The sequence below is a fragment of the Streptomyces plumbidurans genome, assembly GCF_019857225.1.
In the GTDB taxonomy this organism is placed as follows: domain Bacteria; phylum Actinomycetota; class Actinomycetes; order Streptomycetales; family Streptomycetaceae; genus Streptomyces; species Streptomyces plumbidurans.
Window position 1 is genome coordinate 1 of record NZ_JAFJSY010000061.1, and the last position, 25277, is coordinate 25277.

The 25277-nt window shown below is 72.5% G+C and carries 26 protein-coding genes and 1 pseudogene; 20 read left to right on the forward strand and 7 right to left on the reverse strand.

The genetic code is table 11. The features are described from left to right. The 5 genes from JYK17_RS30155 to JYK17_RS30175 all read left to right on the forward strand — a co-directional run. On the forward strand, positions 1 to 1192 hold a 1192-nt coding region (locus JYK17_RS30155), incomplete at its 5' end, for an NAD(P)H-hydrate dehydratase (RefSeq protein ID WP_261996306.1). Between the two features lie 67 nt (positions 1193 to 1259). Then, positions 1260 to 2429, forward strand: a complete 1170-nt coding sequence (gene alr / locus JYK17_RS30160) for an alanine racemase (protein ID WP_108013288.1) — start codon at positions 1260 to 1262, stop codon at positions 2427 to 2429. Between the two features lie 115 nt (positions 2430 to 2544). Further along, on the forward strand, positions 2545 to 3786 hold the full coding sequence (locus tag JYK17_RS30165) for an alpha/beta fold hydrolase (protein ID WP_108013287.1): 1242 nt from the start codon (positions 2545 to 2547) through the stop codon (positions 3784 to 3786). Continuing rightward, the gene (gene tsaE, locus JYK17_RS30170; protein WP_128802705.1) at positions 3752 to 4264 is read left to right on the forward strand and encodes a tRNA (adenosine(37)-N6)-threonylcarbamoyltransferase complex ATPase subunit type 1 TsaE; all 513 of its coding nucleotides are present in this window, start codon (positions 3752 to 3754) and stop codon (positions 4262 to 4264) included. The genes JYK17_RS30165 and tsaE overlap by 35 nt, the downstream gene beginning before the upstream one ends. Positions 4265 to 4431: 167 nt before the next feature. Beyond that, positions 4432 to 4608, forward strand: a complete 177-nt coding sequence (locus tag JYK17_RS30175; RefSeq protein WP_164932226.1) for a hypothetical protein — start codon at positions 4432 to 4434, stop codon at positions 4606 to 4608. A gap of 8 nt (positions 4609 to 4616) precedes the next feature. Here JYK17_RS30175 and JYK17_RS30180 read toward each other — a convergent pair whose 3' ends face one another. Continuing rightward, entirely contained in the window at positions 4617 to 5171 is a 555-nt protein-coding gene (locus JYK17_RS30180; RefSeq protein WP_222811600.1) for a hypothetical protein, read from the reverse strand. A 113-nt stretch (positions 5172 to 5284) separates the two neighbouring features. Here JYK17_RS30180 and tsaB point away from each other — a divergent pair, with 113 nt between their 5' ends. Genes tsaB through JYK17_RS30200 form a run of 4 tightly spaced genes read left to right on the forward strand, consistent with a single transcriptional unit; the run spans position 5285 to position 7821 of the window. Continuing rightward, positions 5285 to 5941 carry a tRNA (adenosine(37)-N6)-threonylcarbamoyltransferase complex dimerization subunit type 1 TsaB gene (gene tsaB, locus JYK17_RS30185; RefSeq protein WP_108013284.1) on the forward strand — a complete coding sequence of 219 codons (657 nt, stop codon included), beginning with the start codon at positions 5285 to 5287 and terminating at the stop codon, positions 5939 to 5941. After that, positions 5938 to 6483, forward strand: coding sequence for a ribosomal protein S18-alanine N-acetyltransferase (gene rimI, locus JYK17_RS30190; RefSeq protein ID WP_128802707.1), 546 nt, complete (start codon positions 5938 to 5940; stop codon positions 6481 to 6483). Before tsaB ends, rimI begins: the two co-directional genes overlap by 4 nt. Next, positions 6476 to 7567 (forward strand): tRNA (adenosine(37)-N6)-threonylcarbamoyltransferase complex transferase subunit TsaD, encoded by a 1092-nt coding sequence (gene tsaD / locus JYK17_RS30195; RefSeq protein ID WP_108013282.1) that lies wholly within the window; start codon positions 6476 to 6478, stop codon positions 7565 to 7567. The genes rimI and tsaD overlap by 8 nt, the downstream gene beginning before the upstream one ends. After that, positions 7564 to 7821, forward strand: coding sequence for a hypothetical protein (locus JYK17_RS30200; protein ID WP_108013281.1), 258 nt, complete (start codon positions 7564 to 7566; stop codon positions 7819 to 7821). Before tsaD ends, JYK17_RS30200 begins: the two co-directional genes overlap by 4 nt. Here the strand turns inward: JYK17_RS30200 and JYK17_RS30205 are convergent. Next, positions 7772 to 8293 carry a hypothetical protein gene (locus JYK17_RS30205; RefSeq protein WP_108013280.1) on the reverse strand — a complete coding sequence of 174 codons (522 nt, stop codon included), beginning with the start codon at positions 8291 to 8293 and terminating at the stop codon, positions 7772 to 7774. The two genes, JYK17_RS30200 and JYK17_RS30205, sit on opposite strands and share 50 nt — an antisense overlap. A 26-nt stretch (positions 8294 to 8319) precedes the next feature. Continuing rightward, positions 8320 to 10623 (reverse strand): beta-xylosidase/alpha-l-arabinosidase, encoded by a 2304-nt coding sequence (locus JYK17_RS30210; RefSeq protein ID WP_108013279.1) that lies wholly within the window; start codon positions 10621 to 10623, stop codon positions 8320 to 8322. Between the two features lie 130 nt (positions 10624 to 10753). On the opposite strand from JYK17_RS30210, the gene JYK17_RS30215 reads away from it, so the two are divergent. The 4 genes from JYK17_RS30215 to JYK17_RS30230 all read left to right on the forward strand — a co-directional run bounded on the left by JYK17_RS30215 (position 10754) and on the right by JYK17_RS30230 (position 14860). Then, positions 10754 to 11833 (forward strand): LacI family DNA-binding transcriptional regulator, encoded by a 1080-nt coding sequence (locus JYK17_RS30215; RefSeq protein WP_108013278.1) that lies wholly within the window; start codon positions 10754 to 10756, stop codon positions 11831 to 11833. Between the two features lie 185 nt (positions 11834 to 12018). Next, the gene (locus JYK17_RS30220; RefSeq protein ID WP_108013335.1) at positions 12019 to 13011 is read left to right on the forward strand and encodes an LCP family protein; all 993 of its coding nucleotides are present in this window, start codon (positions 12019 to 12021) and stop codon (positions 13009 to 13011) included. A gap of 179 nt (positions 13012 to 13190) precedes the next feature. Further along, the gene (locus tag JYK17_RS30225) at positions 13191 to 13547 is read left to right on the forward strand and encodes a YciI family protein (RefSeq protein WP_108013277.1); all 357 of its coding nucleotides are present in this window, start codon (positions 13191 to 13193) and stop codon (positions 13545 to 13547) included. A 47-nt stretch (positions 13548 to 13594) separates the two neighbouring features. Further along, positions 13595 to 14860, forward strand: a complete 1266-nt coding sequence (locus JYK17_RS30230; protein ID WP_372465338.1) for an RNA polymerase sigma factor — start codon at positions 13595 to 13597, stop codon at positions 14858 to 14860. Between the two features lie 691 nt (positions 14861 to 15551). Here JYK17_RS30230 and JYK17_RS30235 read toward each other — a convergent pair. Continuing rightward, the gene (locus JYK17_RS30235; protein WP_234547951.1) at positions 15552 to 16712 is read right to left on the reverse strand and encodes a THUMP-like domain-containing protein; all 1161 of its coding nucleotides are present in this window, start codon (positions 16710 to 16712) and stop codon (positions 15552 to 15554) included. Between the two features lie 135 nt (positions 16713 to 16847). Here JYK17_RS30235 and JYK17_RS30240 point away from each other — a divergent pair, with 135 nt between their 5' ends. From JYK17_RS30240 to groL, 4 genes are all read left to right on the forward strand, one after another. Beyond that, complete coding sequence (locus JYK17_RS30240) at positions 16848 to 17732, forward strand: polysaccharide deacetylase family protein (RefSeq protein WP_108013275.1); 885 nt, start codon at positions 16848 to 16850, stop codon at positions 17730 to 17732. Next, entirely contained in the window at positions 17729 to 18463 is a 735-nt protein-coding gene (locus tag JYK17_RS30245; RefSeq protein WP_222811602.1) for a polysaccharide deacetylase family protein, read from the forward strand. The genes JYK17_RS30240 and JYK17_RS30245 overlap by 4 nt, the downstream gene beginning before the upstream one ends. A 217-nt stretch (positions 18464 to 18680) precedes the next feature. After that, on the forward strand, positions 18681 to 18989 hold the full coding sequence (gene groES, locus JYK17_RS30250; protein ID WP_108013273.1) for a co-chaperone GroES: 309 nt from the start codon (positions 18681 to 18683) through the stop codon (positions 18987 to 18989). Between the two features lie 128 nt (positions 18990 to 19117). Then, positions 19118 to 20743: a chaperonin GroEL gene (groL, locus tag JYK17_RS30255; RefSeq protein WP_108013272.1), complete on the forward strand. Its 1626-nt coding sequence runs from the start codon at positions 19118 to 19120 to the stop codon at positions 20741 to 20743. A 90-nt stretch (positions 20744 to 20833) separates the two neighbouring features. On the opposite strand, the gene JYK17_RS30260 is transcribed toward groL, so the two are convergent. After that, positions 20834 to 21607 (reverse strand): SDR family NAD(P)-dependent oxidoreductase, encoded by a 774-nt coding sequence (locus JYK17_RS30260; RefSeq protein WP_108013271.1) that lies wholly within the window; start codon positions 21605 to 21607, stop codon positions 20834 to 20836. A gap of 76 nt (positions 21608 to 21683) precedes the next feature. Beyond that, on the reverse strand, positions 21684 to 22352 hold the full coding sequence (locus JYK17_RS30265; protein WP_222811603.1) for an MOSC domain-containing protein: 669 nt from the start codon (positions 22350 to 22352) through the stop codon (positions 21684 to 21686). 81 nt (positions 22353 to 22433) lie between these two features. Here JYK17_RS30265 and JYK17_RS30270 point away from each other — a divergent pair, with 81 nt between their 5' ends. Together JYK17_RS30270 and JYK17_RS41390 are read left to right on the forward strand one after the other, a co-directional pair. After that, complete coding sequence (locus tag JYK17_RS30270; RefSeq protein ID WP_108013269.1) at positions 22434 to 23339, forward strand: LysR family transcriptional regulator; 906 nt, start codon at positions 22434 to 22436, stop codon at positions 23337 to 23339. Continuing rightward, positions 23326 to 23505, forward strand: a pseudogene (locus JYK17_RS41390) (LysR family transcriptional regulator); the annotation flags it as partial. The gene JYK17_RS30270 and the pseudogene JYK17_RS41390, both read left to right, overlap by 14 nt. A gap of 227 nt (positions 23506 to 23732) precedes the next feature. Here JYK17_RS41390 and JYK17_RS30275 read toward each other — a convergent pair. Next, positions 23733 to 24059: a WhiB family transcriptional regulator gene (locus tag JYK17_RS30275; protein ID WP_108013268.1), complete on the reverse strand. Its 327-nt coding sequence runs from the start codon at positions 24057 to 24059 to the stop codon at positions 23733 to 23735. Positions 24060 to 24438: 379 nt separating this feature from the next. Between JYK17_RS30275 and JYK17_RS30280 the strand changes: the two genes are divergently transcribed. After that, positions 24439 to 25050 carry a response regulator transcription factor gene (locus tag JYK17_RS30280; protein ID WP_003948568.1) on the forward strand — a complete coding sequence of 204 codons (612 nt, stop codon included), beginning with the start codon at positions 24439 to 24441 and terminating at the stop codon, positions 25048 to 25050. The last annotated feature ends 227 nt before the right edge of the window (positions 25051 to 25277 follow it).

The following is a 25277-nucleotide window of genomic DNA, read 5'->3' on the forward strand; positions in this document are numbered from 1 at the left end:
CGGCGGGCGCGTCGTCGGCGCGGGTGCCGACACGGTGGGCGCCGCCGCCGCGGCCGGTGTCGGCGCCGTCGAGGAGGCGATCCTGCGGGCCGACCTCGTCGTCGACGGCATCGTGGGCATTGGCGGCAAGGGCGGACTGCGGCCCGACGCCGCGCAGTTGGCGGCCTGTGCCGCCGAGTCCCGCGCCGCCGTCGTCGCCGTCGACCTGCCCAGCGGGGTCGACGCCGACACCGGGGAGGTGCACGGGGACGCCGTACGGGCCGACCTGACCGTCACCTTCGGGACGCACAAGCCGGGGCTGCTGATCGATCCCGCGCGCGAGTACGCAGGGTCCGTGCGGCTCGTCGACATCGGGCTCGGCGGTGAACTGCCCGACGAGGCCGCGCTGGAGGCGCTGCAGCACGCGGACGTGGCCCGGCTGCTGCCGGTGCCGGGCGCCGAGAGCGACAAGTACCGGCGGGGGGTCGTGGGGATCGCCGCCGGGTCCGCCCGCTATCCGGGTGCCGCGGTGCTCTGCGTGTCCGGGGCGCTGCGGGGCGGGGCGGGAGCCGTGCGGTACGTGGGGCCCGCCGGGGACGCGGTGATCTCCCGGTTCCCCGAGACGCTGGTGTCGGACCGGGGGCCGAAACACGCCGGGCGGGTGCAGGCCTGGGTCGTGGGGCCCGGCGCCGGGGACGACGCGTCCACCGTGGCCGAGGTGCTCGCCTGCGACGTACCCGTTCTGGTCGACGCGGACGGGCTGCGCCTCGCCGACCGCGAGGCGGTACGCGCGCGTACCGCGCCGACGCTGATGACCCCTCATGCCGGGGAGGCCGCCGCGCTGCTGGGCGTCGCGCGGGAGACGGTCGAGGGGGCGCGGCTGACCTGGGTGCGCGAACTCGCCTCCCGGTACGGGGCGACGGTGCTTCTGAAGGGGTCCACCACGCTGATCGCCGACGCGCGCGGCGGTGCCGTACGGGTCAACGCCACCGGCACGCCCTGGCTGGCCACGGCCGGCAGCGGGGACGTGCTGTCGGGCCTGGCCGGGTCGTTGCTGGCGTCCGGTCTGTCCGCGCTGGACGCGGGCAGCGCGGCCGCCTATCTGCACGGGCTGGCGGGGCGTTACGCGGCCGACGGCGCACCGGCGGGGGCGCACGACGTGGCGGCGGCGATCCCGGCGGCGTGGCGGGACGTACGGGACACGAGGGGCTGACGGGACACACGCCCCTCGGGGCTGGTGCCTCAGGGGTGTCGGACCCCTCTGAGACACTGGGTGCGCCATGACTGAGACAGCGACTGCCCCGACCGCGCCCCTGCGCGCCCGCGCCGAGATCGACCTGGGCGCCCTGCGCGCCAATGTGCGGGCCCTGCGCGCCCTGGCGCCGGACGCTGCCCTCATGGCCGTGGTCAAGTCCGACGCGTACGGCCACGGGGCCGTGCCCTGCGCCCGCGCGGCCGTGCAGGCGGGGGCCGCCTGGCTGGGGACCGCCACGCCCGAGGAGGCCCTCGCGCTGCGGGCCGCCGGGCTGCCCGGGCGCGTCATGTGCTGGCTGTGGACGCCGGGCGGGCCCTGGCAGGAGGCCATCGAGGCCGACATCGACGTGTCGGTGAGCGGGATGTGGGCCCTGGACGAGGTCACGGACGCGGCCCGCCGCGCAGGGCGGCACGCGCGCGTGCAGCTCAAGGCCGACACGGGCCTCGGGCGCAACGGCTGCCAGCCGGGCGAGGACTGGGCCGAGCTGGTCGGGGCGGCGCTGCGCGCCGAGGCCGACGGCCTCATCCGGATCACCGGCCTGTGGTCGCACTTCGCCTGCGCCGACGAACCGGGCCACCCCTCCATCGCCCTCCAGCTCACCCGCTTCCGGGAGATGCTCGCGTACGCCGAGGGCCGGGGCGTGCGGCCGGAGGTGCGGCACATCGCCAACTCGCCCGCCACGCTCACCCTTCCCGAGGCCCACTTCGACCTCGTACGGACCGGGATCGCGCTCTACGGGATCTCGCCGAGCCCCGAGATCGGCGCCCCGGCCGACTTCGGGCTGCGCCCGGCGATGACCCTGTCCGCGGCCGTCGCGCTGGTGAAGCACGTCCCGGGGGGTCACGGCGTCAGTTACGGGCATCACTACGTCACCCCCGGCGAGACGACCCTCGGACTCGTGCCCGTCGGGTACGCCGACGGCATCCCGCGGCACGCCTCCGGCACCGGCCCGGTGCTGGTCGGCGGGAAGTGGCGGACCGTCGCGGGACGGGTCGCGATGGACCAGTTCGTCGTCGACCTCGGCGGGGACGAGCCCGCGGCCGGTACGGAGGCGGTGCTCTTCGGGCCCGGCGACCGCGGCGAGCCCACCGCCGAGGACTGGGCGCAGGCGGCGGGCACCATCGCCTACGAGATCGTCACACGCATCGGAACACGCGTTCCCCGCGTCTACGTGAACGAGGAACAAAGCGGGTAACCGGCCTGAGGGCGCGCCGGTCCGGCAGCGACGCGCCGGTCCGGCAGAAGTGCAGCATCTGCAAGTCGAGCAACACCCCCGGTGAGAGCGGCAGATCGGCGAAGAGGAGCGGTACGTGAGCGAGAGCAGTGCGGAGGCCGTCGCAGCCGTCGCCTCCGCCACGGGGGCGGCGGGCAACTGGCGCAGGGCCACCGGCCTCGCCGGTGCCGCGATAGGCGTGGTGGCCGCGGGCGCGGCGGCCGGCGTGGCCATCGAGCGGCTGACCGTCGGCCGCGGCATGCGCAAGAAGGCCCGGCTGGCCCTCGACTCGGCGGGACCGTACGGATCGCTGCGTGGCGTGCCCGGCACGGCCACGGCCGAGGACGGCACGGAGCTGTACTACGAGGTCGACGACGTCGACCCCGAGGCCGTGCCCGCGCTCGGACCGCGCCGCCGGCGGCTGTTCGGGCGCAAGGCGCCCGCTCCCGTCACCGTCGTCTTCAGCCACGGCTACTGCCTCAGCCAGGACTCCTGGCACTTCCAGCGCGCGGCCCTGCGGGGCGTCGTACGGACCGTGCACTGGGACCAGCGCAGCCACGGGCGTTCCGGGCGGGGCGTGCAGCAGGTGCGGGACGGCGTGCCGGTCAGCATCGACCAGCTGGGGCGGGACCTGAAGGCCGTCATCGACGCCGCGGTGCCGACGGGCCCGATCGTGCTCGTCGGGCACTCCATGGGCGGGATGACGGTGATGGCGCTGGCCGACCAGTATCCGGAGCTGGTCCGGGACCGGGTCGTCGCGGTCGCCCTCGTCGGTACGTCGTCCGGGCGGCTCGGCGAGGTCAACTTCGGGCTGCCCGTCGCCGGCGTCAACGCGGTGCGCCGCGTCCTGCCCGGAGTGCTGAAGGCGCTGGGACAGCAGGCGGCGCTGGTGGAGAAGGGGCGCCGGGCCACCGCCGACCTGTTCGCCGGGGTGATCAAGCGGTACTCGTTCGCCTCCCGGGACGTCGACCCGGCGGTGGCGCGGTTCGCGGAGCGGATGATCGAGGGCACGCCGATCGACGTGGTCGCCGAGTTCTACCCGGCGTTCACCGACCACGACAAGACCGGGGCCCTGGAGCACTTCGCGCAGCTGCCCGTCCTCGTGCTGGCCGGGATCGGCGATCTCGTCACGCCCAGTGAGCACAGCGAGGCCATCGCCGACCTGCTGCCGGACGCGGAGCTGGTGCTGGTGCCGGACGCCGGGCACCTGGTCATGCTGGAACACCCGGAAGTGGTCACCGACCGGCTGGCGGACCTGCTCACCCGTGCGGGTGCCGTGCCCGCAGGGGCTACCGTGGGTGGCTATGGAAGCACCAGCAGCAGCGCACAACCCGGTTGAGACCGAGCTGACCGTCACCTCCCCCGAGCAGATGCGGGACCTCGGCCGCCGCCTCGCCAAACTGCTGGGCGCCGGCGATCTCGTGATGCTCAACGGCGAGCTCGGCGCGGGCAAGACGACGCTCACGCGCGGGCTCGGCGAGGGGCTCGGCGTCCGGGGCGCGGTGACCTCGCCGACCTTCGTGATCGCCCGGGTGCATCCGTCGCTGGGTGACGGCCCGCCGCTCGTGCACGTCGACGCGTACCGCCTGTCCGGCGGGCTCGACGAGATGGAGGACCTCGACCTCGACGTCTCGCTGTCCGACTCGGTGATCGTCGTGGAGTGGGGCGAGGGGAAGGTCGAGGAGCTGACCGAGGACCGGCTGAACGTCGTCATCCACCGGGCCGTGGGGGACACCACCGACGAGGTGCGCCAGGTGACGGTGACCGGTCTCGGGGAGCGCTGGGCGGCGGTGGACCTGAGCGTGCTCACCGCCTGAGGACCGGTGCGGGTCCGGGGAGACCCGTGCGGACGGGCGAGCCCGTGAACGTTCCGACAAGACGTCGGCAAGCTGTTGCGTTCGACGTGTCGTGCGTGGTCACATGGTACCCAGCTCGTAGTTAGGTCTACCTAACTACGCCCGCCCCCGGTCCCCAGGAGGCGTCCATGCCGGCCACCGAGAGCAACGAGCAGCAGCACCAGCCCTACGCCGTCGCAGCCGGTGTGTCCATGCGCGAACTGCTGGCGTCGTGCGCCGCGGCGCACGCGATCTCCACCCCGCCACGCCTGCCCGACCCCGGCCTGTGCGGCACGTCGGCCGAGCGGCACCAAGAAGCCGCCTGAGACAGGCCCTACGGGATGACGGCGACCTGCGCGCCGATCGTCGCGAACTCCCACATCGCGTTGCCGTCCTCGCGGGACTCGCGGATGCCGCCCGTGCGCACGCCCGGGTCGGTCTCACCGGCCGAGTGGCCGACCTCCGCACTGAAGCCGATGGCCACGCCGTCGACGCTGGCGAAGCGCACCACATGCTCGATGGGTACGCCGTCGGTGCCGATCACGGAGTTGGAGCGGGACGTGACCCGGTAGACGCCGGGGGCCGGGTCGACGGTGCCGGGTGTGGCCCGGAAGCTGCGCGTGACCTCGTTGCGCGTGCCCACCAGCCAGACGCGGTCGCTGCCCACCGAGTACACGACGCGTTCCCCGACCCCGGAACCGGCGGGCGGGACGTTGGGGTCCACTTTGCCGCCGGGCGTTTTGGAGGCGACGGCGGCCGGGGAGGCGCTCGTGTGCGCCCCGGCGAGATCCGCCGGGACGGTCCCGTGGGCCTGGTAACCGAGGAAGCCGACCGCCGCGAGGGCGGCCGCGGTGAGCCCGAACACGAATCCGGAGCTGCTGCTTGGCACCGTCGCCCACCTGACCCATCACGTCGTACGTCCTATTTGCGGCGACCGTAGCAGCCTTCACCCGCCCGACCGGGGCGGCGATACCGCAGGCGCAGGAGCCGTAGGCTGTTTGCGTGCTCTTGCTCGCTCTGGATACCGCAACCCCAGCCGTCACCGTCGCCCTGCACGACGGCTCGGACGTCATCGCCTCCGCCTCACAGGTGGACGCACGCCGGCACGGAGAGCTGCTGCTGCCGGCCGTCGACCGGGTGCTCGCCGAGGCCGGGATCGGGCTCGACGCCGTCACCGCCGTCGTCGTGGGCATCGGGCCCGGCCCCTACACCGGGCTGCGCGTCGGGCTGATGACCGCGGACACCTTCGGCCTCGCGCTCGGTGTCCCCGTGCACGGCGTGTGCACGCTCGACGGCCTGGCGTACGCGTCCGACATCGCCGAAGGCCCGTTCGTCGTCGCGACCGATGCCCGGCGCAAGGAGGTCTACTGGGCGCGCTACGCCGACTCGCGCACGCGTCTGACGGACCCCGCCGTCGACCGGCCCGCCGACATCGCGGACCAGGTGGCCGGGCTGCCGGCCGTCGGCGCGGGCGCGCTGCTGTACCCGGACACCTTCCCCGAGGCGCGCGAGCCCGAGCACGTCTCGGCCGCCGCGCTCGCGGGCCTGGCCGCCGAGCGGCTGGCCGCGGGCGAGGAACTGCCCGCGCCCCGGCCGCTGTACCTGCGCCGACCGGACGCCCAGGTCCCCAAGAACTACAAGGTGGTCACCCCCAAGTGACCGCACCCGTGACCGCTCGACTGCGCGAGATGCGCTGGTGGGACATCGATCCCGTGCTCGAACTGGAGAAGGACCTCTTCCCCGAGGACGCCTGGTCCCGGGGGATGTTCTGGTCCGAGCTGGCCCATGCGCGCGGACCCGGGGCGACGCGTCGCTACGTCGTCGCCGAGAACGCCGAGAACGCCGAGAACGCCGGAAGCACCGAGAACGCCGGCGGCCGCATGGTCGGTTACGCCGGCCTCGCCGCCTCGGGGGACCTCGCCGACATCCAGACCATCGCCGTCGCCCGCGACCACTGGGGCACGGGCCTCGGAGCGACGCTGCTGACCGAGCTGCTGAAGGCCGCGACCGACTTCGAGTGCGCCGAAGTGATGCTGGAGTGCCGGATCGACAACATCCGCGCCCAGAAGCTCTACGAGCGCTTCGGCTTCGAGGCGATCGGGTTCCGGCGCGGCTACTACCAGCCCGGCAACGTGGACGCCCTGGTCATGCGACTGACCGACCCTGCCAACTCCGTACAAGGAACCGAGATCAATGGCTGACGAACCGCTCGTCCTCGGCATCGAGACCTCCTGCGACGAGACCGGCGTCGGCATCGTGCGCGGCACCACCCTGCTCGCCGACGCCATCGCGTCCAGCGTCGACGAGCACGCCCGCTTCGGCGGCGTCGTCCCGGAGGTCGCCTCGCGCGCCCATCTGGAGGCGATGGTGCCGACGATCGACCGCGCGCTGAAGGAGGCGGGGGTGAGCGCGCGCGATCTGGACGGCATCGCGGTCACCGCCGGTCCCGGCCTCGCCGGCGCCCTGCTGGTCGGCGTCTCGGCGGCGAAGGCGTACGCCTACGCGCTCGGCAAGCCGCTGTACGGCGTCAACCACCTGGCCTCCCACATCTGCGTGGACCAGCTGGAGCACGGCGCGCTGCCGGAGCCGACGATGGCGCTACTGGTGTCCGGCGGGCACAGCTCCCTGCTGATGTCGACCGACATCACCTCGGACGTACGGCCGCTGGGCGCGACCATCGACGACGCGGCCGGCGAGGCCTTCGACAAGATCGCGCGCGTGCTGGACCTCGGCTTCCCCGGCGGCCCGGTCATCGACCGGTACGCGCGCGAGGGCGACCCGCGGGCGATCGCGTTCCCGCGCGGTCTGACCGGGCCGCGGGACGCGCCGTACGACTTCTCCTTCTCCGGTCTGAAGACGGCCGTGGCCCGCTGGATCGAGGCCAAGCGGGCGGCGGGGGAGGAGGTGCCGGTGCGTGATGTCGCGGCGTCCTTCCAGGAGGCGGTCGTGGACGTGCTGACCCGCAAGGCCGTACGGGCCTGCAAGGACGAGGGCGTCGGGCATCTGATGATCGGCGGCGGAGTGGCCGCCAACTCGCGGCTGCGGGCGCTGGCGCAGCAGCGGTGCGAGGCGGCCGGTATCCAACTGCGCGTACCGCGGCCGAAGTTGTGCACCGACAACGGCGCGATGGTGGCGGCGCTCGGCGCGGAGATGGTCGCGCGCAACCGGGCGGCGTCGAGCTGGGACCTGTCGGCGGACTCCTCGCTCCCGGTGACGGACACCCATGTGCCCGGGCACGGCCACGACCATGTGCACGAGGTCAGCAAGGAGAACCTCTACTCGTGAGCGTCGCCCTGATGTGGGAGGCGCGGGCGGCCGCGGGCCGCGGCGAGGAGCTGCTGGCCTGGGCGCGGGCGCAGCGGCTCGCCGCCGAGCCGCTGCGCCGGGAGTTCCTCCGCGCCCCGCAGGACCGCGTCCTCGTCATCACCTGGTGGGACGCGCCCTACGACGCCGAGCTGCCCGAACTTCCCGAGCCGGACGGCGAGTTGGTCACTCGGGCAGTGCACCGCTGGCGGTTCGAGTCGCTGGGGACGGACTGACGGCTGTGCAGCGCAGCGCCGACGGGTCCTCGGGGTCGGCGGCCAGCCACAGGTGCCGGCCGTTCATCCGCTCCCAGCCGGCGCCCGCCACCGCCTTGCCGAGCCAGTCGAGGCCCACCGCCAGGGACACCACGACGATGGCGGTGTCCCTGATGACGAACACGCACAGAGCGGGCAGCAGCACCAGACCGAGCATGCGGGGAGTGAAGGCGGAGCGGCGACGACCCCGGTCGTCGTCCGGCAGCAGCGCCGCCGCCTCGAACTGCCGTAGCAGACCGACCCACTTGAGCCCGGACGCCCGTAGCAGCGTCGACAGCACGAGGAAGCCGAGCGCCGAGGCGACCAGCACTCCGAGGTCTCCGCTCGGCACCGGGGGGCTCTGGCCGGCGCCGACCGCCGCCGCCCAGCCGCCGGCGACGCCGGTGAGTATCAGCGCCGCCGCCCACAACTCGTGATGCGTGTGCCGGATCATCGTTCCCCCGATCCTTGGGGCCGGGGTCACCCGGCCCCCGACACCTCCGTCTCGCACCGCAGCCGACGGTCGGCGCCGAGCACCCTGACCGGACCGGTCAGCCGCAGGCGTGCCGTGTGCCGTACGTCCGCGCTGGATGCCGCCAACCGTAGTTCCAGAGCGCCCGGTTCGACCACCCTCGTACCGGTGCGGTCGGTGAAGGCGGACAGGTCGGCGTGGAAGCGGAAGGTGACCCGGGCCGCCTCGCCCGGCTCCAGCTCCAGCCGCCGGTAGCCGATCAGGCGGACGTCCGGGCGGGTCACCGAGGCCACCGGGTCGTGCAGATAGAGCTGGACGACCTCGGCGCCCGCACGGTCACCGGTGTTGCGGACCGTGACGGACAGGTCGCAGGAGCCGTCGGTGCCGATCTCGGTCTCGACCGGCCGCGCCTCCCACGCGAACGTCGTGTACGAGCGCCCGTGCCCGAAGGCGTACAGCGGTGTCGGGTCGAGATTGCTGACGTCGCCCGCGAGACCCAGCGGCGGCTGGAGATACGTCCACGGCTGGCCCCCCGGCAGCCGCGGCACGCTCACCGGCAGCCGGCCCGAGGGGTTCACCCGGCCCGACAGCACCCCCGCCACCGCGGGACCGCCCTCCTCGCCGGGGAAGAACGCCTGCACGACCGCGGCCAGCCGGCCGTGCCAGCGGCCCAGGGCGTAGGGGCGCCCGGTGAGCAGCACCAGGACGACGGGGACACCGGTGGCGACCAGGGCGTCCAGCAGATCGCCCTGCACGCCCGGGAGCCTGAGGTCCGTCACGTCGCAGCCCTCGCCGGAGGTGCCCCGCCCGAACAGGCCCGCCCGATCGCCCAGTACGGCCACGCACACATCCGCCTCGGCGGTGCGGGCCACCGCCTCCTCGAAGCCCGCCGGATCGGGGTCGGACACCCCGCAGCCCTCGGTGAACGTCACCTTGGCGTCCGGGAGTTCGGTGCGCAGGGCCTCCAGCACGGTCGGGATGTCGATGCCCATCGGCACCTCTGGGTGCCGGGGCAGGACATGGGAGGGGAAGGAGTAGCAGCCGAGCATCGCCAGCGCGTCCGCAGCCCGCGGACCGACCACCGCGACACGGGTGTCGGGGGCGAGCGGCAGCACGCCGTCCGGGTTGTCCAGGAGCACCACCGACTCCTCGGCCAGCCGCCGGGCGAGCGCGCGGTTGGCGGCCGAGTCCAGGTCGATCCGTTCGGCCGGTTCCGGGTCCCAGTCCTCGTCCAGCAGCCCCAGTTCGCACTTCTGCAGCAGCACCCGGCGGGCCGCTCGGTCGATCAGCGACTCGGGCACGGTGCCCGCCCGCACCGCTTCGAGCAGCGGTTCGCCGTAGCAGTTCAGGGTCGGCAGCTCCACGTCGATGCCGGCCGCCAGCGCCGCGTGCGCGGCCTCGGCGGGGGAGCCGGCCACCCGGTGCAACGCCTGGAGGAAGGCGACGCCGTAGTAGTCGGAGACGACCGTGCCGGTGAACCCCCACTGCTCGCGCAGCAGTTCGGTGAGCAGCGCGGGGTCCGCGGAGGCGGGGATGCCGTCGGTGTCGTTGTAGGCGGCCATCACCGAGCGGGCGCCGCCCTCGCGCAGCGCCAGCTCGAAGGGCGGCAGGGTGATGTCCGCGAACTCGCGCACCCCCGCCCGCACGGGGGCGAGATTGCGGGCCCCCGCCGAGGAGGCGTACCCGGCGAAGTGCTTGAGGGTGGCCACGATCCCGGCGGACTCCAGGCCCCGCACATAGGCCGCGCCGATGGTGCCGACCAGATACGGGTCCTCGCCGATGGTCTCCTCGACCCGGCCCCAGCGCGGATCGCGTACGACGTCCAGGACGGGGGCGAGCCCCTGGTGGACGCCCGCCGAGCGCAGATCGTCCCCAATGCGGCGGGCCATGTCCTCGACGAGGCCGGGGTCGAAGCTGGCGCCCCAGGCCAGCGGCACCGGATACGCCGTGGCACCCCAGGCGGTGAAGCCGGCCAGGCACTCCTCGTGGGCCACGGCCGGGATGCCGAAGCGGCCCGCGGCGACGATGAGGCGCTGGGCGCGGGCCAGCCCCTGCGCGCCCAGCGCCGGGTCGACGGGCGCGGTGCCGTAGGAACGGGTGAGCTGGCCGAGGCCGCGCGTGATCAGTTCGTCCCAGTCATGGTCGGCGGCCATCTCGGACTGCAGGGGCGCGACTCCGTCGCCGTCCGTGGCGGCGCCCACCCAGACGCCGTAGAGCTGGGCGGTCTTCTCCTCCAGGGTCATCCGGGAGAGGAGGTCGTCGACGCGGGTGGCGGCGGGCAGGGCGAGGTCACGCCAGGGCGCGATGGTCATGAAACTCCTGCTCTTGTCGAGTCGGGGCAAGGCCTATCCCGAATGTTTCGATAATAACCTCGAATGTTCCGGGAACCTAGGGCGGGCCGAGGGGTTCGTCAAGAGGTCGCGCAGGGATACGATCGCCGCCATGACACCTCCGGAGCCCGTTGAAACGCGGCCGACAACCCCGGCGACAGGCCGCTCGGCGCAGGCCGCGACGCTCGCCGAGATCGCGCGCGAGGCCGGCGTGTCCGCGCCGACTGTTTCGAAGGTCCTCAACGGCCGCGCGGACGTGGCCCCGGCCACCCGCCGCCGGGTCGAGGAGCTGCTGCGCGCGTACGGCTACCGGCGCCGGCGGGCGGAGGCCAGCAGATCGCCCCTGCTCGACCTGGTCTTCCACGAGCTGGAGAGCGCCTGGGCGATGGAGGTCATCCGGGGCGTGGAGAACGTGGCCCGGGACACCGGCCTGAGCGTGGTGCTCAGCGAGAGCGCCGGGCGGCTGACCCCCGGCCGCACCTGGGCCGACCAGGTCGCCGCCCGCCGCCCGCACGGCGTGATCCTCGTCCTGTCCGGCCTCGACGAGTCCCAGCGCGCCCTGCTGACCAGCCGCTCCATCCCCTTCGTGGTGATGGACCCGGCCGGCGACCCCGGTGTCGACGTCCCCTCCATCGGCGCGACCAACTGGCAGGGCGGGCTCGCCGCCACCCGGCATCTGGTCGACCTCGGCCACACCCGCATCGGCGCCATCACGGGTCCGGCCCACATGATCTGCAGCCGGGCCCGCATCGACGGCTACCGGGCCGCCCTGGAGACCGCGGGCCTGCCGGTCGACCCGTCCCTCGTGGTGACCGGCGACTTCCACCACGAGGCCGGCTACCGGCAGGGCCTGGAGCTGCTGCGCCGTCCGGACCGGCCGACCGCCGTCTTCGCCCTCAACGACCTGCAGGCGCTCGGTCTGTACGAGGCCGCGCGGGAGCTGGGGCTGCGCATCCCGGAGGATCTGAGCGTGGTCGGCTTCGACGATCTGCCCGTCGCCCGCTGGGTCGGCCCGCCGCTGACGACCGTGCGGCAGCCGCTGATGGAGATGGCCGAGGCGGCCGCCAAACTGGTGCTCGACCTGGGGCGGGAGGACCAGCCGCCGGTGGCGACACGGGTGGAGCTGGCCACGAGTCTGGTGGTGCGGGCCAGCACCGGGGCGCCCCCGCACCCCTCCGAAGTAAATCGTTAACCTCATCGAAACTTTCGAATGTGCGGCGCGACCGCAACTCCGGGCTGAACGTGAGAATTTCCGAAGAAAACCGTCTCACGTCCCCCTCGCTAACAATCCCCTAATAATTCGGACTTACGTTCCTGCCCGTGACGGGACACGACGAGAACGGCGACGCGGGCAGACCGAGGGGCCGGCGGTCGACCCTGCTGAAGGCCGCCGGCTTCACGATGGCGGGCCTGCTGGTGCTGGGCGCGGGCACCGCGGGCTGGGCGTACTGGCACCTCAACCACAACATCAAGAGCGTCGACATCGACAGCGCGCTCGGCGACAACCGCCCGCCGAAGCCGACGCCGACCCCCACCACCTCCGCCCCGGCCTCCCCGCTGCCGACCGGAGCCCTGAACATCCTGGTCCTGGGCTCGGACTCGCGCAGCGGCAAGGAGAACAAGGAGCTCGGCGGGGGCTCCAGCTCCGGCGCCCGCTCGGACACCGCGATGGTGGTGCACATCGACGCGGGCCGCACGAAGGCCACCGTCGTGAGCATCCCGCGCGACACCCTGGTCACGCGCCCCTCCTGCCCGCTGAAGTCCGGCGGCTCGACGGCGCCGGCGTACGGCGCGATGTTCAACAGCGCGTACTCCGTGGGCGGAGCGGTGTGCGCGGTCAAGACGGTCGAGTCGGTCACCGACGTCCGTATGGACCACTACATCGAGATCGACTTCTCGGGCTTCGCGCGGCTGGTGGACGCGCTCGGCGGGGTCACCGTGACCCTGGACCAGGACATCGACGACGACGACAGCCATCTGCACATCAAGGCCGGCACCCACCGGCTCGGCGGCGCGCAGGCCCTGGCGCTGGCCCGCACCCGGCACGGCATAGGCGACGGCAGCGACCTGGGCCGGATAGGGCTGCAGCAGAAGCTGGTGAAGGCCCTGCTCGAACAGATCTCCTCGGCCGGCCTGTTCAGCGACCCCGCGCGGCTCTACTCGGTCGCCGAGGCGGTGACCAGCAGTCTGACCACCGACACCGGCCTGGACTCGCTGGCCGAACTGGTGGAGCTCGGGCGCAGCCTGAAGGGTCTGTCCTCCGACGACATGAGGACGGTGATGATGCCCGTGGTCCCGGCCCCCTCGGACCCCAACCGGGTGGTGGCGAAGGAACCGGCGGCTCGGGATCTGTGGGAGTCGCTGCGCTGAGCCGGCGGGCGTGTCGCTGTGCTGAGCCGGCGTAGGTCCCGAAGAAGGCCCGAAGAAGGCCCGGAGAGCCCCGAAGAAGTTCCGAAGAAATCCGGCGCGCCTGTCGATCCGGCCGGGCTCCGTTCGACGCACCGTTGAGAGGCCGAAAGGAACCGGTCCCCGACGAACGAGGAGTCACCATGCCGCGCTACCTGTCGATCGTCCGCATCGACGAGACCACCGCGCCCCCGGAGGGCCCGAGCCCCCTGCTGATGGAGCGCATGGGCGAGCTGATCGAGGAGATCACCAAGGCCGGGGTGATGCTCGACACCGCCGGGCTGACCCCGCACAGCCAGGGCAAGCGGGTCCGCTGGGAGGGCGGCGAGCTGTCCGTCACCGACGGGCCGTTCACCGAGTCCAAGGAGGTCATCGGCGGCTACTGCATCACCCAGTGCAAGGACATGGACGAGGCGGTGGAGTGGACCAAGCGGTTCGTGAAGGTGCACGAGGAGTTCTGGACCGTGACGTGCGAGGTCCGGGAGATCGCGGAGGGCTGAGCGCCTTTCCTTGGCTGCGGGGCGGGAGCGGTGTCGAATGGGGGGCTGTGAGCACACAGCCCTCCGCCGGCGCCGACCCCCGCCACGCCATCGAGACGGTCTTCCGCATCGAGTCGCCCCGGATCATCGCGGGCCTGACCCGCCTCGTCCGTGATGTGGGCATCGCCGAGGAACTCGCTCAGGACGCGCTGGTCGCCGCCCTGGAGCAGTGGCCGCACGACGGTGTGCCGGACAACCCGGGCGCCTGGCTCATGGCCACCGCACGGCACCGCGCCGTCGACCTGATCCGGCGCCGCGAGAACTACGCCCGCAAGCTGGCGGAGATCGGCCGCAGCCTGGAGACCACGGCCCCGCCGGAGGAGATCGCCGACCCCGACGACATCGACGACGACCTGCTCCGGCTGGTCTTCACCGCCTGTCACCCGGTGCTCTCCGCCGAGGCCCGGATCGCCCTCACCCTGCGGCTGCTCGGCGGTCTGACGACGGCCGAGATCGCCCGCGCGTTCCTGGTCCCCGAGCCGACGGTCGCCCAGCGCATCGTCCGCGCGAAGAAGACCCTTGCCGCCAGGAACGTAGCCTTCGAGGTGCCCTACGGCCCCGAACGCGAGGCCCGCCTCGGCTCCGTGCTCGACGTCATCTACCTCATCTTCAACGAGGGGTACGCCGCCACGGCCGGCGACGACTGGCTGCGCCCGGCCCTGTGCGAGGACGCGCTCCGGCTGGCCCGGCTGCTCGCCGGGCTGATGCCCAAGGAGCCCGAAGTGCACGCGCTGGCCTCGCTGCTGGAGTTCCAGGCGTCCCGCACGGCCGCCCGCACCGGCCCGGACGGCGAGCCCGTACTCCTCAAGGACCAGAACCGCCGCCGCTGGAACCGCATGCTCATCGCCCGCGGCATCACCGCCCTCCACCACGCCGAGGCCACCGCGACCGGCGCCCCCGGCCCGTACGCCCTCCAGGCCGCCATCGCCGCCTGCCACGCGCACGCGTACACCTACGAGGACACCGACTGGGCAACCATCGCCACGCTCTACGGTTTGCTCGCCGCCCGCGCACCCTCCCCGGTCGTCGAACTCAACCGCGCGGTCGCCGTCTCCATGGCCCAGGGACCGGCCGAGGCCCTCGCCATCGTCGACACCCTCGCCACCGAACCCGCCCTGCGCACCTACCACTTGCTCCCCAGCGTCCGCGGCGACCTGCTCGCCCGCCTCGGCCGCACGGCGGAGGCGCACGAGGAGTTCGTACGGGCGGCGGGGCTGGCCCGCAACGACCGCGAACGGGACTTGCTGCTGCGCCGGGCCACTCAGACGGCCTGACGACCCGCGAACGGGACCGGTTGCTGCGCCGGGCCGCTCAGGCGGGGTGACCGACCGAGCATCGTCGGCGCCCGCTTCTGATCGTCGACGGTCTCGCCGCCCAACCCGCCTTGTGCACCTACCACTTGCTCCCCAGCGTCCGCGGCGATCTGCCGGCCCGCAACGACCCGGCGAACGGAACCCGCTGCCGCGCCGGGCCGCTCAGGCGGGGTGACCGACCGGGCACCGTCGGCGCCCGCCTCTGATCGTCGACGGTCTCGCCGCCCAACCCGCCTTGCGCACCTACCACTTGCTCCCCAGCGTCCGCGGCGATCTGCCGGTCCGCAACGACCCGGCGAACGGAACCCGCTGCTGCGCCGGGCCGCTCAGGCGGGGTGACCGACCGAGCACCGTCGGCGCCCGCCTCTGATCGTCGACGGTCTCGCCGCCCAACCCGCCTTGTGCACCTACCACTTGCTCCCCAGCGTCCGCGGCGATCTGCCGGCCCGCAACGCCCCGGGAACGGATCCCGTTGCTGCGCCCGGCCGCTCAGGCGGGGTGACCGACCGAGCACCGCCGGCGCCCGCCTCTGATCGTCGACGGTCTCGCCGCCCAACCCGCCCGGCGCACCCACCACTTGCTCCCCAGCGTCCGCGGCGATCTGCCGGCCCGCAACGCCCCGGGAACGGAACCCGTTGCTGCGCCCGGCCGCTCAGACGGGGTGACCGACCAGCATCGTCGGCGCTCCCGCCACCCGAGTCATGAACACCGTCGCGGAGTTGGGCCCCTGCGGCTTCACCTTCCGGCGCAGTTCCTCCGGTTCGACGGCCGACCCGCGCTTCTTCACGGTGAGCGTCCCCACCGACCGCTCCCGCAGCAGCGCCTTCAACTTCTTGACGTTGAAGGGGAGTTGGTCGGTGATCTCGTACGCCGTCGCATACGGGGTCACGCGGTGCTCGTCCGCGGTGACGTAGGCGATGGTGGGGTCGATCAGGCCGCCGTCCAGCTCCTCGGCCACCTCGGCGACCAGGTGGGCGCGGATGACGGCGCCGTCGGGCTCGTACAGGTACCGTCCGACGGACCGGGCCCCGGGATCGGGCAGACCCCGTCCGAGCAGGGTGCGCGGCCCGGGCAGCAGGGTGGCCCGTACGGCGCCCGGCCGCGTCCCGAACCACAGCACCGCTTCCTTCACGTCCCCGCCGTCCGAGATCCACTCGGCCTCGGCCTCGCCGGGCACCGCCTCGTGCGGGATCCCGGGCGCCACCTTCAGCGCCGCGTGCGGCGCGGAGCGGGCCGCCTCGACGGCCCACGACAGGGGCGGTGAATACGCCTCGGGGTCGAAGATCCGCCCACGCCCGCCCCGCCGCGCCGGGTCCACGAACACGGCGTCGTACCCGCCCGTGTCCACCTCGGTGACGTCCGCCTCCCGCACCTCGATCAGCCCGCCCAGGCCCAGCGCCTCGGAGTTGGCCCGGGCCGCCCCCGCCGTCACCGGGTCCCGGTCCACGGCGAGCACGCGGATGCCCGCCCGCGCCAGCGCGATCGCGTCCCCGCCGATCCCGCAGCACAGGTCGGCGACGGAGGTCACCCCCAGCTCCGTCAGCCGCCGCGCGCGATACGTCGCCACGCTCGCCCGCGTCGACTGCTCCACCCCGTTCGGCGTGAAGAACATCCGCCCCGCGTCCTCGGCGCCGAACTTGGCCGCCGCCCGCTGCCGCAGCCGTGCCTGGCCGATCGCCGCCGACACCAGTTCGGCGGGGTGCTCGCGGCGCAGCCGGGTGGCGACGGCCAGCTCGTCGGCGGGGGACGTGCCGCGCACCTCGTCGAGGAGGGCGCGGCCTTCGGGGGTCAGGAGGGGGGCGAGGTCGTTCACCGGGTCATTGTGGGCCAGTCGGTGGATGGTGCGCCGCGAGCCGCGGTGTCGGACCGGGATCGGGGCCCCGGCCTGCCAGGATCCGGCCCCATGCGAGCAGTCGTACAAAATGACAAAAATCGCACCCAGGGTGCGATGTGGGTCCGCAGCGGGATCGCCGCCCTCGCCGTCGCGGCCGTCGCCTCGGGCTGCGCCTCGCCCGACGGCCCGGGGGTGCGCCCGGCCGCCGGCCCGCAGCATCTTCAGGCACCCCCCGCCCGCGCCCTGGACTCGTACGCGGCCAAGCTGCGCGCGGCCCACGCCGCCCGGGCCGCCGCGGCCCGGCGCTGGAAGCTGGCGGCGGTCCCGCTCACGGCCCCGCCGCCGCCTGCGAAGAAGCCGGTGATCAAGGCCCGCAAGGGCTTCGAGGTGGACGACCAGGAGGAACTGAACCTGCCTCCGGTCTTCACGACGGTCCCCACCAAGGACAAGATCGTCTTCCTGACCATCGACGACGGCTCCGAGAAGGACCCGGAGTTCCTGCGGATGATGAGCGACCTGAAGGTCCCGTACACCGCCTTCCTCACCGACAAGGAGATCAGGGACGACTACGGGTACTTCCGGAAGATGCAGTCCGAGGGGCACACCCTCAACAACCACACCCTCACCCATCCCTATCTGCCCGGCCTGTCCTACCGGGAGCAGAAGCACGAGATCTGCGGCATGCAGGCCGTCATGAAGAAGCAGTTCGGCAGGGCGCCCACCGTCCTGCGCCCGCCGTTCGGCAACTACAACCGCGACACCCTCGTCGCCGCCAAGTCCTGCGGCATCAAGTACGCGCCGATCTGGGACGAGGAGGTCTACGTCGACCACTGGGAGTACCGCGAGGACGACCAGGACCTGCACCCCGGCGACATCGTGCTCACCCACTTCCGCGGCCGCGACGAGTGGAAGGGCACGATGGCCGACGACATGCGCCGCTTCCTGAACAAGGTCACGGCCAAGGGCTACGCGGTGGCCCGCCTGGAGGACTACCTGTGAGGCCGAGGGCGCTCGCGGCCGGCGGGCTGGCACTCGCCCTGCTCACCGGCTGCGCCCAGTCCGTCGACCCCATCCAGCGGCTGAGCGCGAAGGCGGCCCAGCGGGTGGCGCCGCACGGACCCGCCGCGGCCGAGCGGCCGTACCGCCGCTGGGGGCTCGCGACCCCGCTGCCGCCCGCCCCGAAGCCGTCCCGCGCCTCACCGGCGCGCACCACCGCCCGGGGCCTGCCCCCGGTCGTCTCCCGCGTCCGCACCCGCGACAAGGTGGTCTTCCTGACCTACGACGACGGGGCCGGGCGCAATCCGCGGTTCGCCGCCATGGTCCGCGAACTCGGCCTGCCGGTCAGCGTGTTCGCTCACCACCGCACCCTCGGCCACCCCGCCCTGCGCGGCCTGCCCTACGCGGGCCAGCGCGCCGAGATCTGCGGCCGCCACAACAGGTCCGGCGCCCGCCCGCGCCTCTTCCGCCCGCCCTACGGCACCTACGACCGCACCACCCTGCGAGCCGCCGCCGACTGCGGCATCTCGGCGCTCGTCCTGTGGCGCGCGTTGATGACGGGCAGCGGCGAACTGACGTACCGGAAGGGCGGAGCCAGGCTGCGGCCCGGCGACATCGTGGCCGTCGACCCGGACGAGGGCACCGGGCCGGGCCTGCCGCAGCGGACCGCGCGGCTGCTGCGCCGGGTGCAGGAGGCGGGGCTGACGGTGGGCCGCCTGGAGGACTACGTCTGATCCATGCCGCGGGCCCCGCCGCCGGCCCCGCCGTACGGACGCGATTAGCAGTCCGCTTGACCGAGTGCTAATCGCGGTCATAGTCTCGGGTCTGGCACTCCCCACTGGAGAGTGCCAACAACGCGACGGGCAGGTCCGGCACCCGCGACGACGGATCGACCTGGTCGCCACCTCAGACAGTTAACCCCGTGAGATCTCCGAAGGGGGAGGTCGGATCGTGACGACCGCCAGCTCCAAGGTTGCCATCAAGCCGCTCGAGGACCGCATCGTGGTCCAGCCGCTGGACGCCGAGCAGACCACGGCCTCTGGCCTGGTCATTCCGGACACCGCCAAGGAGAAGCCCCAGGAGGGCGTCGTCCTGGCCGTGGGCCCGGGCCGGTTCGAGAACGGCGAGCGTCTTCCGCTCGACGTCAACACCGGCGACATCGTGCTGTACAGCAAGTACGGCGGCACCGAGGTGAAGTACAACGGTGAGGAGTACCTCGTCCTCTCGGCTCGCGACGTGCTCGCGATCGTCGAGAAGTAGTTCACCCGCTTCCTTAAAGAAGCACACATTGCTTTGAGCTGCGCCCCTGGCCCCCGCGACCATCAATCAACCGGGCGCCCGGGGCGCAGCTTTCTTTCATCCAAGATTTCGAGAGGGCTCACGCTGTCATGGCGAAGATCCTGAAGTTCGACGAGGACGCCCGTCGCGCCCTCGAGCGCGGCGTCAACAAGCTTGCCGACACGGTCAAGGTGACGATCGGCCCCAAGGGCCGCAACGTCGTGATCGACAAGAAGTTCGGCGCGCCCACCATCACCAACGACGGCGTCACCATCGCCCGTGAGGTCGAGGTCGAGGACCCGTACGAGAACCTCGGCGCCCAGCTGGTGAAGGAGGTGGCGACCAAGACCAACGACATCGCGGGTGACGGCACCACCACCGCCACCGTGCTCGCCCAGGCGCTGGTGCGCGAGGGCCTGCGCAACGTCGCCGCGGGTGCCTCCCCGGCGCTGCTGAAGAAGGGCATCGACGCGGCCGTGGCCGCCGTCTCCGAGGAACTCCTCGCGAGCGCCCGGCCGATCGACGAGAAGTCCGACATCGCCGCCGTGGCCGCGCTGTCCGCCCAGGACCAGCAGGTCGGCGAGCTCATCGCCGAGGCGATGGACAAGGTCGGCAAGGACGGTGTCATCACCGTCGAGGAGTCCAACACCTTCGGTCTTGAGCTGGACTTCACCGAGGGCATGGCCTTCGACAAGGGCTACCTGTCGCCGTACTTCGTCACGGACCAGGAGCGCATGGAGGCCGTCCTCGAGGACCCCTACATCCTCATCAACCAGGGCAAGATCGGCTCCATCGCCGACCTGCTGCCGCTGCTGGAGAAGGTCATCCAGGCCGGCTCCTCCAAGCCGCTGCTGATCATCGCCGAGGACGTCGAGGGCGAGGCCCTCTCCACCCTGGTCGTCAACAAGATCCGCGGCACCTTCAACGCCGTCGCGGTGAAGGCCCCCGGCTTCGGCGACCGCCGCAAGGCGATGCTGCAGGACATGGCGACCCTCACCGGCGCCACGGTCATCTCCGAGGAGGTCGGCCTCAAGCTCGACCAGGTCGGCCTGGACGTGCTGGGCTCCGCCCGCCGCATCACGGTCACCAAGGACGACACGACCATCGTGGACGGCGCGGGCAACTCCGCCGACGTCCAGGGCCGTATCGCCCAGATCAAGGCCGAGATCGAGAACACCGACTCCGACTGGGACCGCGAGAAGCTCCAGGAGCGCCTCGCGAAGCTGGCCGGCGGCGTGTGCGTGATCAAGGTCGGTGCCGCCACCGAGGTGGAGCTGAAGGAGAAGAAGCACCGTCTGGAGGACGCCATCTCCGCGACCCGCGCCGCGGTCGAGGAGGGCATCGTCTCCGGTGGTGGCTCCGCTCTGGTGCACGCCGTGAAGGTGCTCGCGGACAACCTCGGCAAGACCGGCGACGAGGCCACGGGTGTCGCGGTCGTCCGCCGCGCCGCCGTCGAGCCGCTGCGCTGGATCGCCGAGAACGCCGGCCTGGAGGGCTACGTCATCACCTCCAAGGTCGCCGAGCTGGACAAGGGCCAGGGCTTCAACGCCGCCACCGGTGAGTACGGCGACCTGGTCAAGGCCGGCGTCATCGACCCGGTCAAGGTCACCCGCTCCGCCCTGGAGAACGCCGCCTCCATCGCCTCCCTCCTGCTCACGACCGAGACCCTGGTCGTCGAGAAGAAGGAAGAGGAGGAGCCGGCCGCCGCGGGCGCCGGTCACGGCCACGCCCACTGAGGCATCCGCCTGAGCGCAAAGCCGCGGAAGCCCCCGTTCCCTTCCCGGGAGCGGGGGCTTTCCCGTGTCCGGCCGCGGCCGCCCGAGCGTCTACTGCGGCCCGTACTTGCGGCCCGTCCTGGACGTGATCCCACCCAGCAGCCCCCGAGGCGTCACCTTCACGATTCCCATCAGCGCCTTGTAACGCGGGTCCGGAATCGACAGCGACTTGCCCCGCGCCAGATCGTGCAGCGCCGCCGCCACCAGCTTGTCCGCGTCCAGCCACATCCAGCGGGGAACGTTGTCCGTGCCCATCCCGGCCCGCTGATGGAACTCCGTCCGTACGAAGCCGGGGCACAGCACCATCAGCCGCACGCCGCTGCCCGCCAGATCGCGCGCCGCGCCCTGGGTGAACTGCACGACCCACGCCTTGGAGGCGCCGTAGGTGCCGCGCGGCACGAACGCGGCCGTGGACGCGACGTTGACGATCCCGCCGCGGCCCCGCTCGCGCATCGCCTCCGTAGCCGCCGCGGTGAGCCGGAGCACCGCCTCGCAGTGGACCTTGAGCATGGTCAGCTCGTCGGCCATCGGTACGTCGAGGAAGCGGCCCTTGTTGCCGAAGCCGGCGTTGTTGATCAGCAGGTCGACGGGGTTCTTCCGCTCGGCGAGACGGCTCTCCACGGTGGCGATGCCCTCGTCCGTGGCGAGGTCGGCCGTGAGGACCTCCGCCTCGATGGCGTGCCGGTCGTGCAGTTCGGTCGCCTGCTCCCGCAGCCTCTTGGTGTCGCGGGCGACGAGCACCAGATTGTGCCCGTCACCGGCCAGCCGACGTGCGAACGCGGCGCCGATGCCCGCGGTCGATCCCGTAATCAGAGCCGTTGTCATGGCCCAAGGGTAGTTACCCGGACCGCCGCCCTCCGCCGCCCGGCACGGCGTTCGACCCCGTGATTCTGACGGTACGTCAGCCTCCGTGTCGGGCCACGTACTTGCGTGCGGCCGCCATGGCCTCCGGGTGCAGGGCGGGCCCGGCGGCGAGCAGCCGCGGCAGCAGCTCGCGCTCCGTGGTGACCGCGCGGAACTGCAGCGCGGCCGTCACACCGTGGTCCGGCCGGTGCACGATCTCGACCGGATCGCCGGCCTGGATCTCACCCGCCTCGATCACCCGGAGATAGGCTCCTGTCACGCCCTTCCGGGTGAATCTCCGCACCCAGCCCCGCTCGCCCAGGTGGCCCTGGAACGTACGGCACGGGATCCGCCCCGACGTCACCTCCAGGACGACCCGCGAGCCGATCCGCCAGCGCTCGCCGATCAGCGCCTCGGACACCTCAAGGCCGTCCGTCGTGAGGTTCTCGCCGAAGAAGCCGTTGGGCAGCTGCCGGTCCAGCTCGCGCGCCCAGTCGTCGAGGTCCTCGCGCGCGTACGCGTACACGGCCTGTTCGTCACCGCCGTGATGGCGCGTGTCGCACACCGCGTCGCCGGCGACCCCGCTCGCCCCGACACCCTTGGGGCCCGGCGCCGTGATCCGCACCGGCCCGTCGACCGGCCGCTTGCCTATGCCGGTCAGGCCCTGCGGCTGGTCCGTGTACGGCACGGGTTCGGGGCGGCCGACGTTCACAGACAGAAGCTTCATGAGCGGCACGGTAGGCGTCGCGGCACCAAAGCGTCGACGCATTTTCGGGCGCCGTATCAAAGGACCCCTTATCCTTGACCTGTGATCGAAGCCCGTCATCTGCGTGTCCTGCGTGCCGTCGCCCTCACCGGCTCCTTCTCGGCGGCGGGGCGTGAACTCGGCTGCACCCAGCCCGCCGTGAGCCAGCAGATGAAGGCCCTGGAGTCGTCGGTGGGCACCCCGCTGCTGGTGCGCAGCGGCCGCGAGATGCGGCTGACGCAGGCCGGCGAGGCGCTCGTCCGGCACGCGGGCGGCATCCTCGCCGGGCTCACCGCCGCCGAGGAAGAGGTCGCCGCCATCGCGGGGCTGCGCGCGGGGCGCGTACGGCTCGTCTCCTTCCCCAGCGGCAGCTCCACTCTGGTCCCCACCGCGCTCGCCGCCCTGCGCGCCGCGCACCCCGGCACCCGCGTCTCGCTGGAGGAGGCCGAACCGCCCGCCTCCGTCGAGATGCTGCGCGAGGGCGACTGCGACGTGGCGCTGGCCTTCCGCTACGAGGGTGCGGCGGGCGCCACGGAGTGGGACGACCTCGTCGTACGGCCGCTGCTGAGCGACGGCCTCGTCGCGCTCGTACCCGAGCGGCACCGGCTCGCGGCGGCCGGATCGGTCGCCATCGAGGATCTCGCGCGCGAGCCGTGGATCGCCGGATGCCCGCGCTGCCGCGGGCAGTTGGTCGAGGTGTGCGAGAGCGCCGGTTTCACCCCGCGCATCGACTTCGCCACCGACGACTACCCGGCGGTCGTCGGCCTGGTCGGCGCCGGCCTCGGCGTCGCGGTGCTGCCCCAACTCGCCGTCGAGTCCGTACGACCACGGCACGCACGCGTACTGACACTCCGCCCGGCCGTGCACCGCCAGATCGTGGCCCTGACCCTGCCCGACCTGGCCCAGGTACCGGCCATCGCGGCCACCCTGGAACAACTGGGCCGCGCGGCGTCCCGTCAGCAAAAATGATGGGCACGTCGGACGCATCGACTTCGCCACCGACGCCTGTCCGGCGCTCGTCGGCTCGGTGGGCGCCGGCCTCGGTGTCGCGGTGCTGCCCCGGCTCGCCGTCGAGCCGGTACGGCCGCGGCACGCGCGCGTGCTGACGTTGCGGTCGGCCGCGGGGCAACCCATCAGCAAGAACGATGGACGCGTCGGGCGCGTGCTTCGCCCCGATGACCATCCGGCGGCCGTCGGCTGACCGGCGCCGACCTCGGTGTCGCGATGCTGCCCCGGCTCGCCGTCGAGCCGGTACGGCCGCGGCACGCGCGCGTGCTGACGTTGCGCCCGCCGGGTGGTGGCCGTCAGCAAAAATGATGGGCACGTTCGGCGCGCCCATCACGTAGAGGAAGAAACGTTCCTTCAGTTGTTCGAGGCGACGTCGCCGGCGGCGCTCGCCACCACGAGCCGGTTCCGTGCGCGTCCCATCAGTTCTTCGCGCTCGTCCTCGGTCAGGCCACCCCACACGCCGTACGGCTCTCGCACCGCCAGCGCGTGCGCCGCGCACTGCGCGCGCACGGGGCACCTCATGCAGACCTCTTTGGCCGAGTTCTCGCGAGCACTCCGGGCCGCACCGCGCTCACCCTCAGGGTGAAAGAAGAGCGAGCTGTCCACCCCGCGGCAGGCGGCCAGGAGCTGCCAGTCCCACAGGTCCGCGTTCGGTCCGGGAAGGCGGGAGAAATCTGCCATTGCGTGACCCCTTGCAGCCGTTCTGAGCGGATACGGTGCCAACGACCGTACATCTACGATCTAAGGAGATGAAAATATGACTCATTGCGAATCTAGTCTCAGACACCAGTAGATGGGAAGAAAAGAGGTCTAAATGGGGCATGGGTTGTGATGAAACATTGAGGGTCCGCCCCGCATGTCTCCACCGTGTCCGCACCCTCACGTAGAGTGCCGAAGATGGCACACGGCCCCGTAACTCTTTCGGGTGACCGTCGTTGAGAGAGCGGAGGCGGTTGAAACAACAAGTGCTCGGGCAGGCGTCCGAGACGGTCGACCGCACAGGTGACGATTTCGTACCAGCCTGGAGGCTCAAGGTGACGTGCATCAGCGGAGGGCGGCCATGACTTCCGTCCTCGTCTGCGACGACTCCCCGCTTGCCCGAGAGGCGCTCCGCCGCGCGGTCGCGACCGTGCCCGGCGTCGAGCGCGTGACGACCGCGGCCAACGGCGAGGAAGTCCTCCGCCGCTGGGGCGCCGACCGCTCGGACCTCATTCTGATGGACGTACGCATGCCCGGTCTCGGCGGCGTCGAGACCGTCCGCCGGCTGCTGTCCGCCGACCCCGGCGCCCGCATCATCATGCTCACCGTCGCCGAGGACCTGGACGGCGTCGCCCTCGCGGTCGCCGCGGGTGCCCGCGGCTATCTGCACAAGGACGCCTCGCGCGCGGAGTTGCGCGCGACGGTCACCCAGGCGCTCGCCGACCCGACCTGGCGGCTGGCCCCGCGCCGGCTGCGCTCCGCCGAGATGGGCGCCGCGCCCACGCTCACCGCGCGTGAGATCCAGGTGCTCGAAGGCATGAGCCACGGCCGCTCCAACGCCGAGATCGGCCGCGAGCTGTTCCTCTCCGAGGACACCGTCAAGACGCACGCGCGGCGGCTGTTCAAGAAGCTCGGCGCCTCGGACCGGGCACACGCGGTGGCGCTCGGTTTCCGCTGGGGCCTGGTCCGTTAGGGCCTTGGGTGGGTCACAGCGGGGGTCGTGAAAGTCCCCGCCTACCGCACGGTGGGCGGGGGTGGCAACACGGCCCGCCGGACGCCCGCTGCTCGTTTCGCCGCGGATGCCGCATCCTTGAGGTGTGGAGTCTCCCGGGGACGAGTCGGTCGAGCGGAAGAGGAGGGCGCAAGGGATGAGTTCCGGCGCACCTGCTCATAACGCTTCGGTGCACAACATCGGACGGG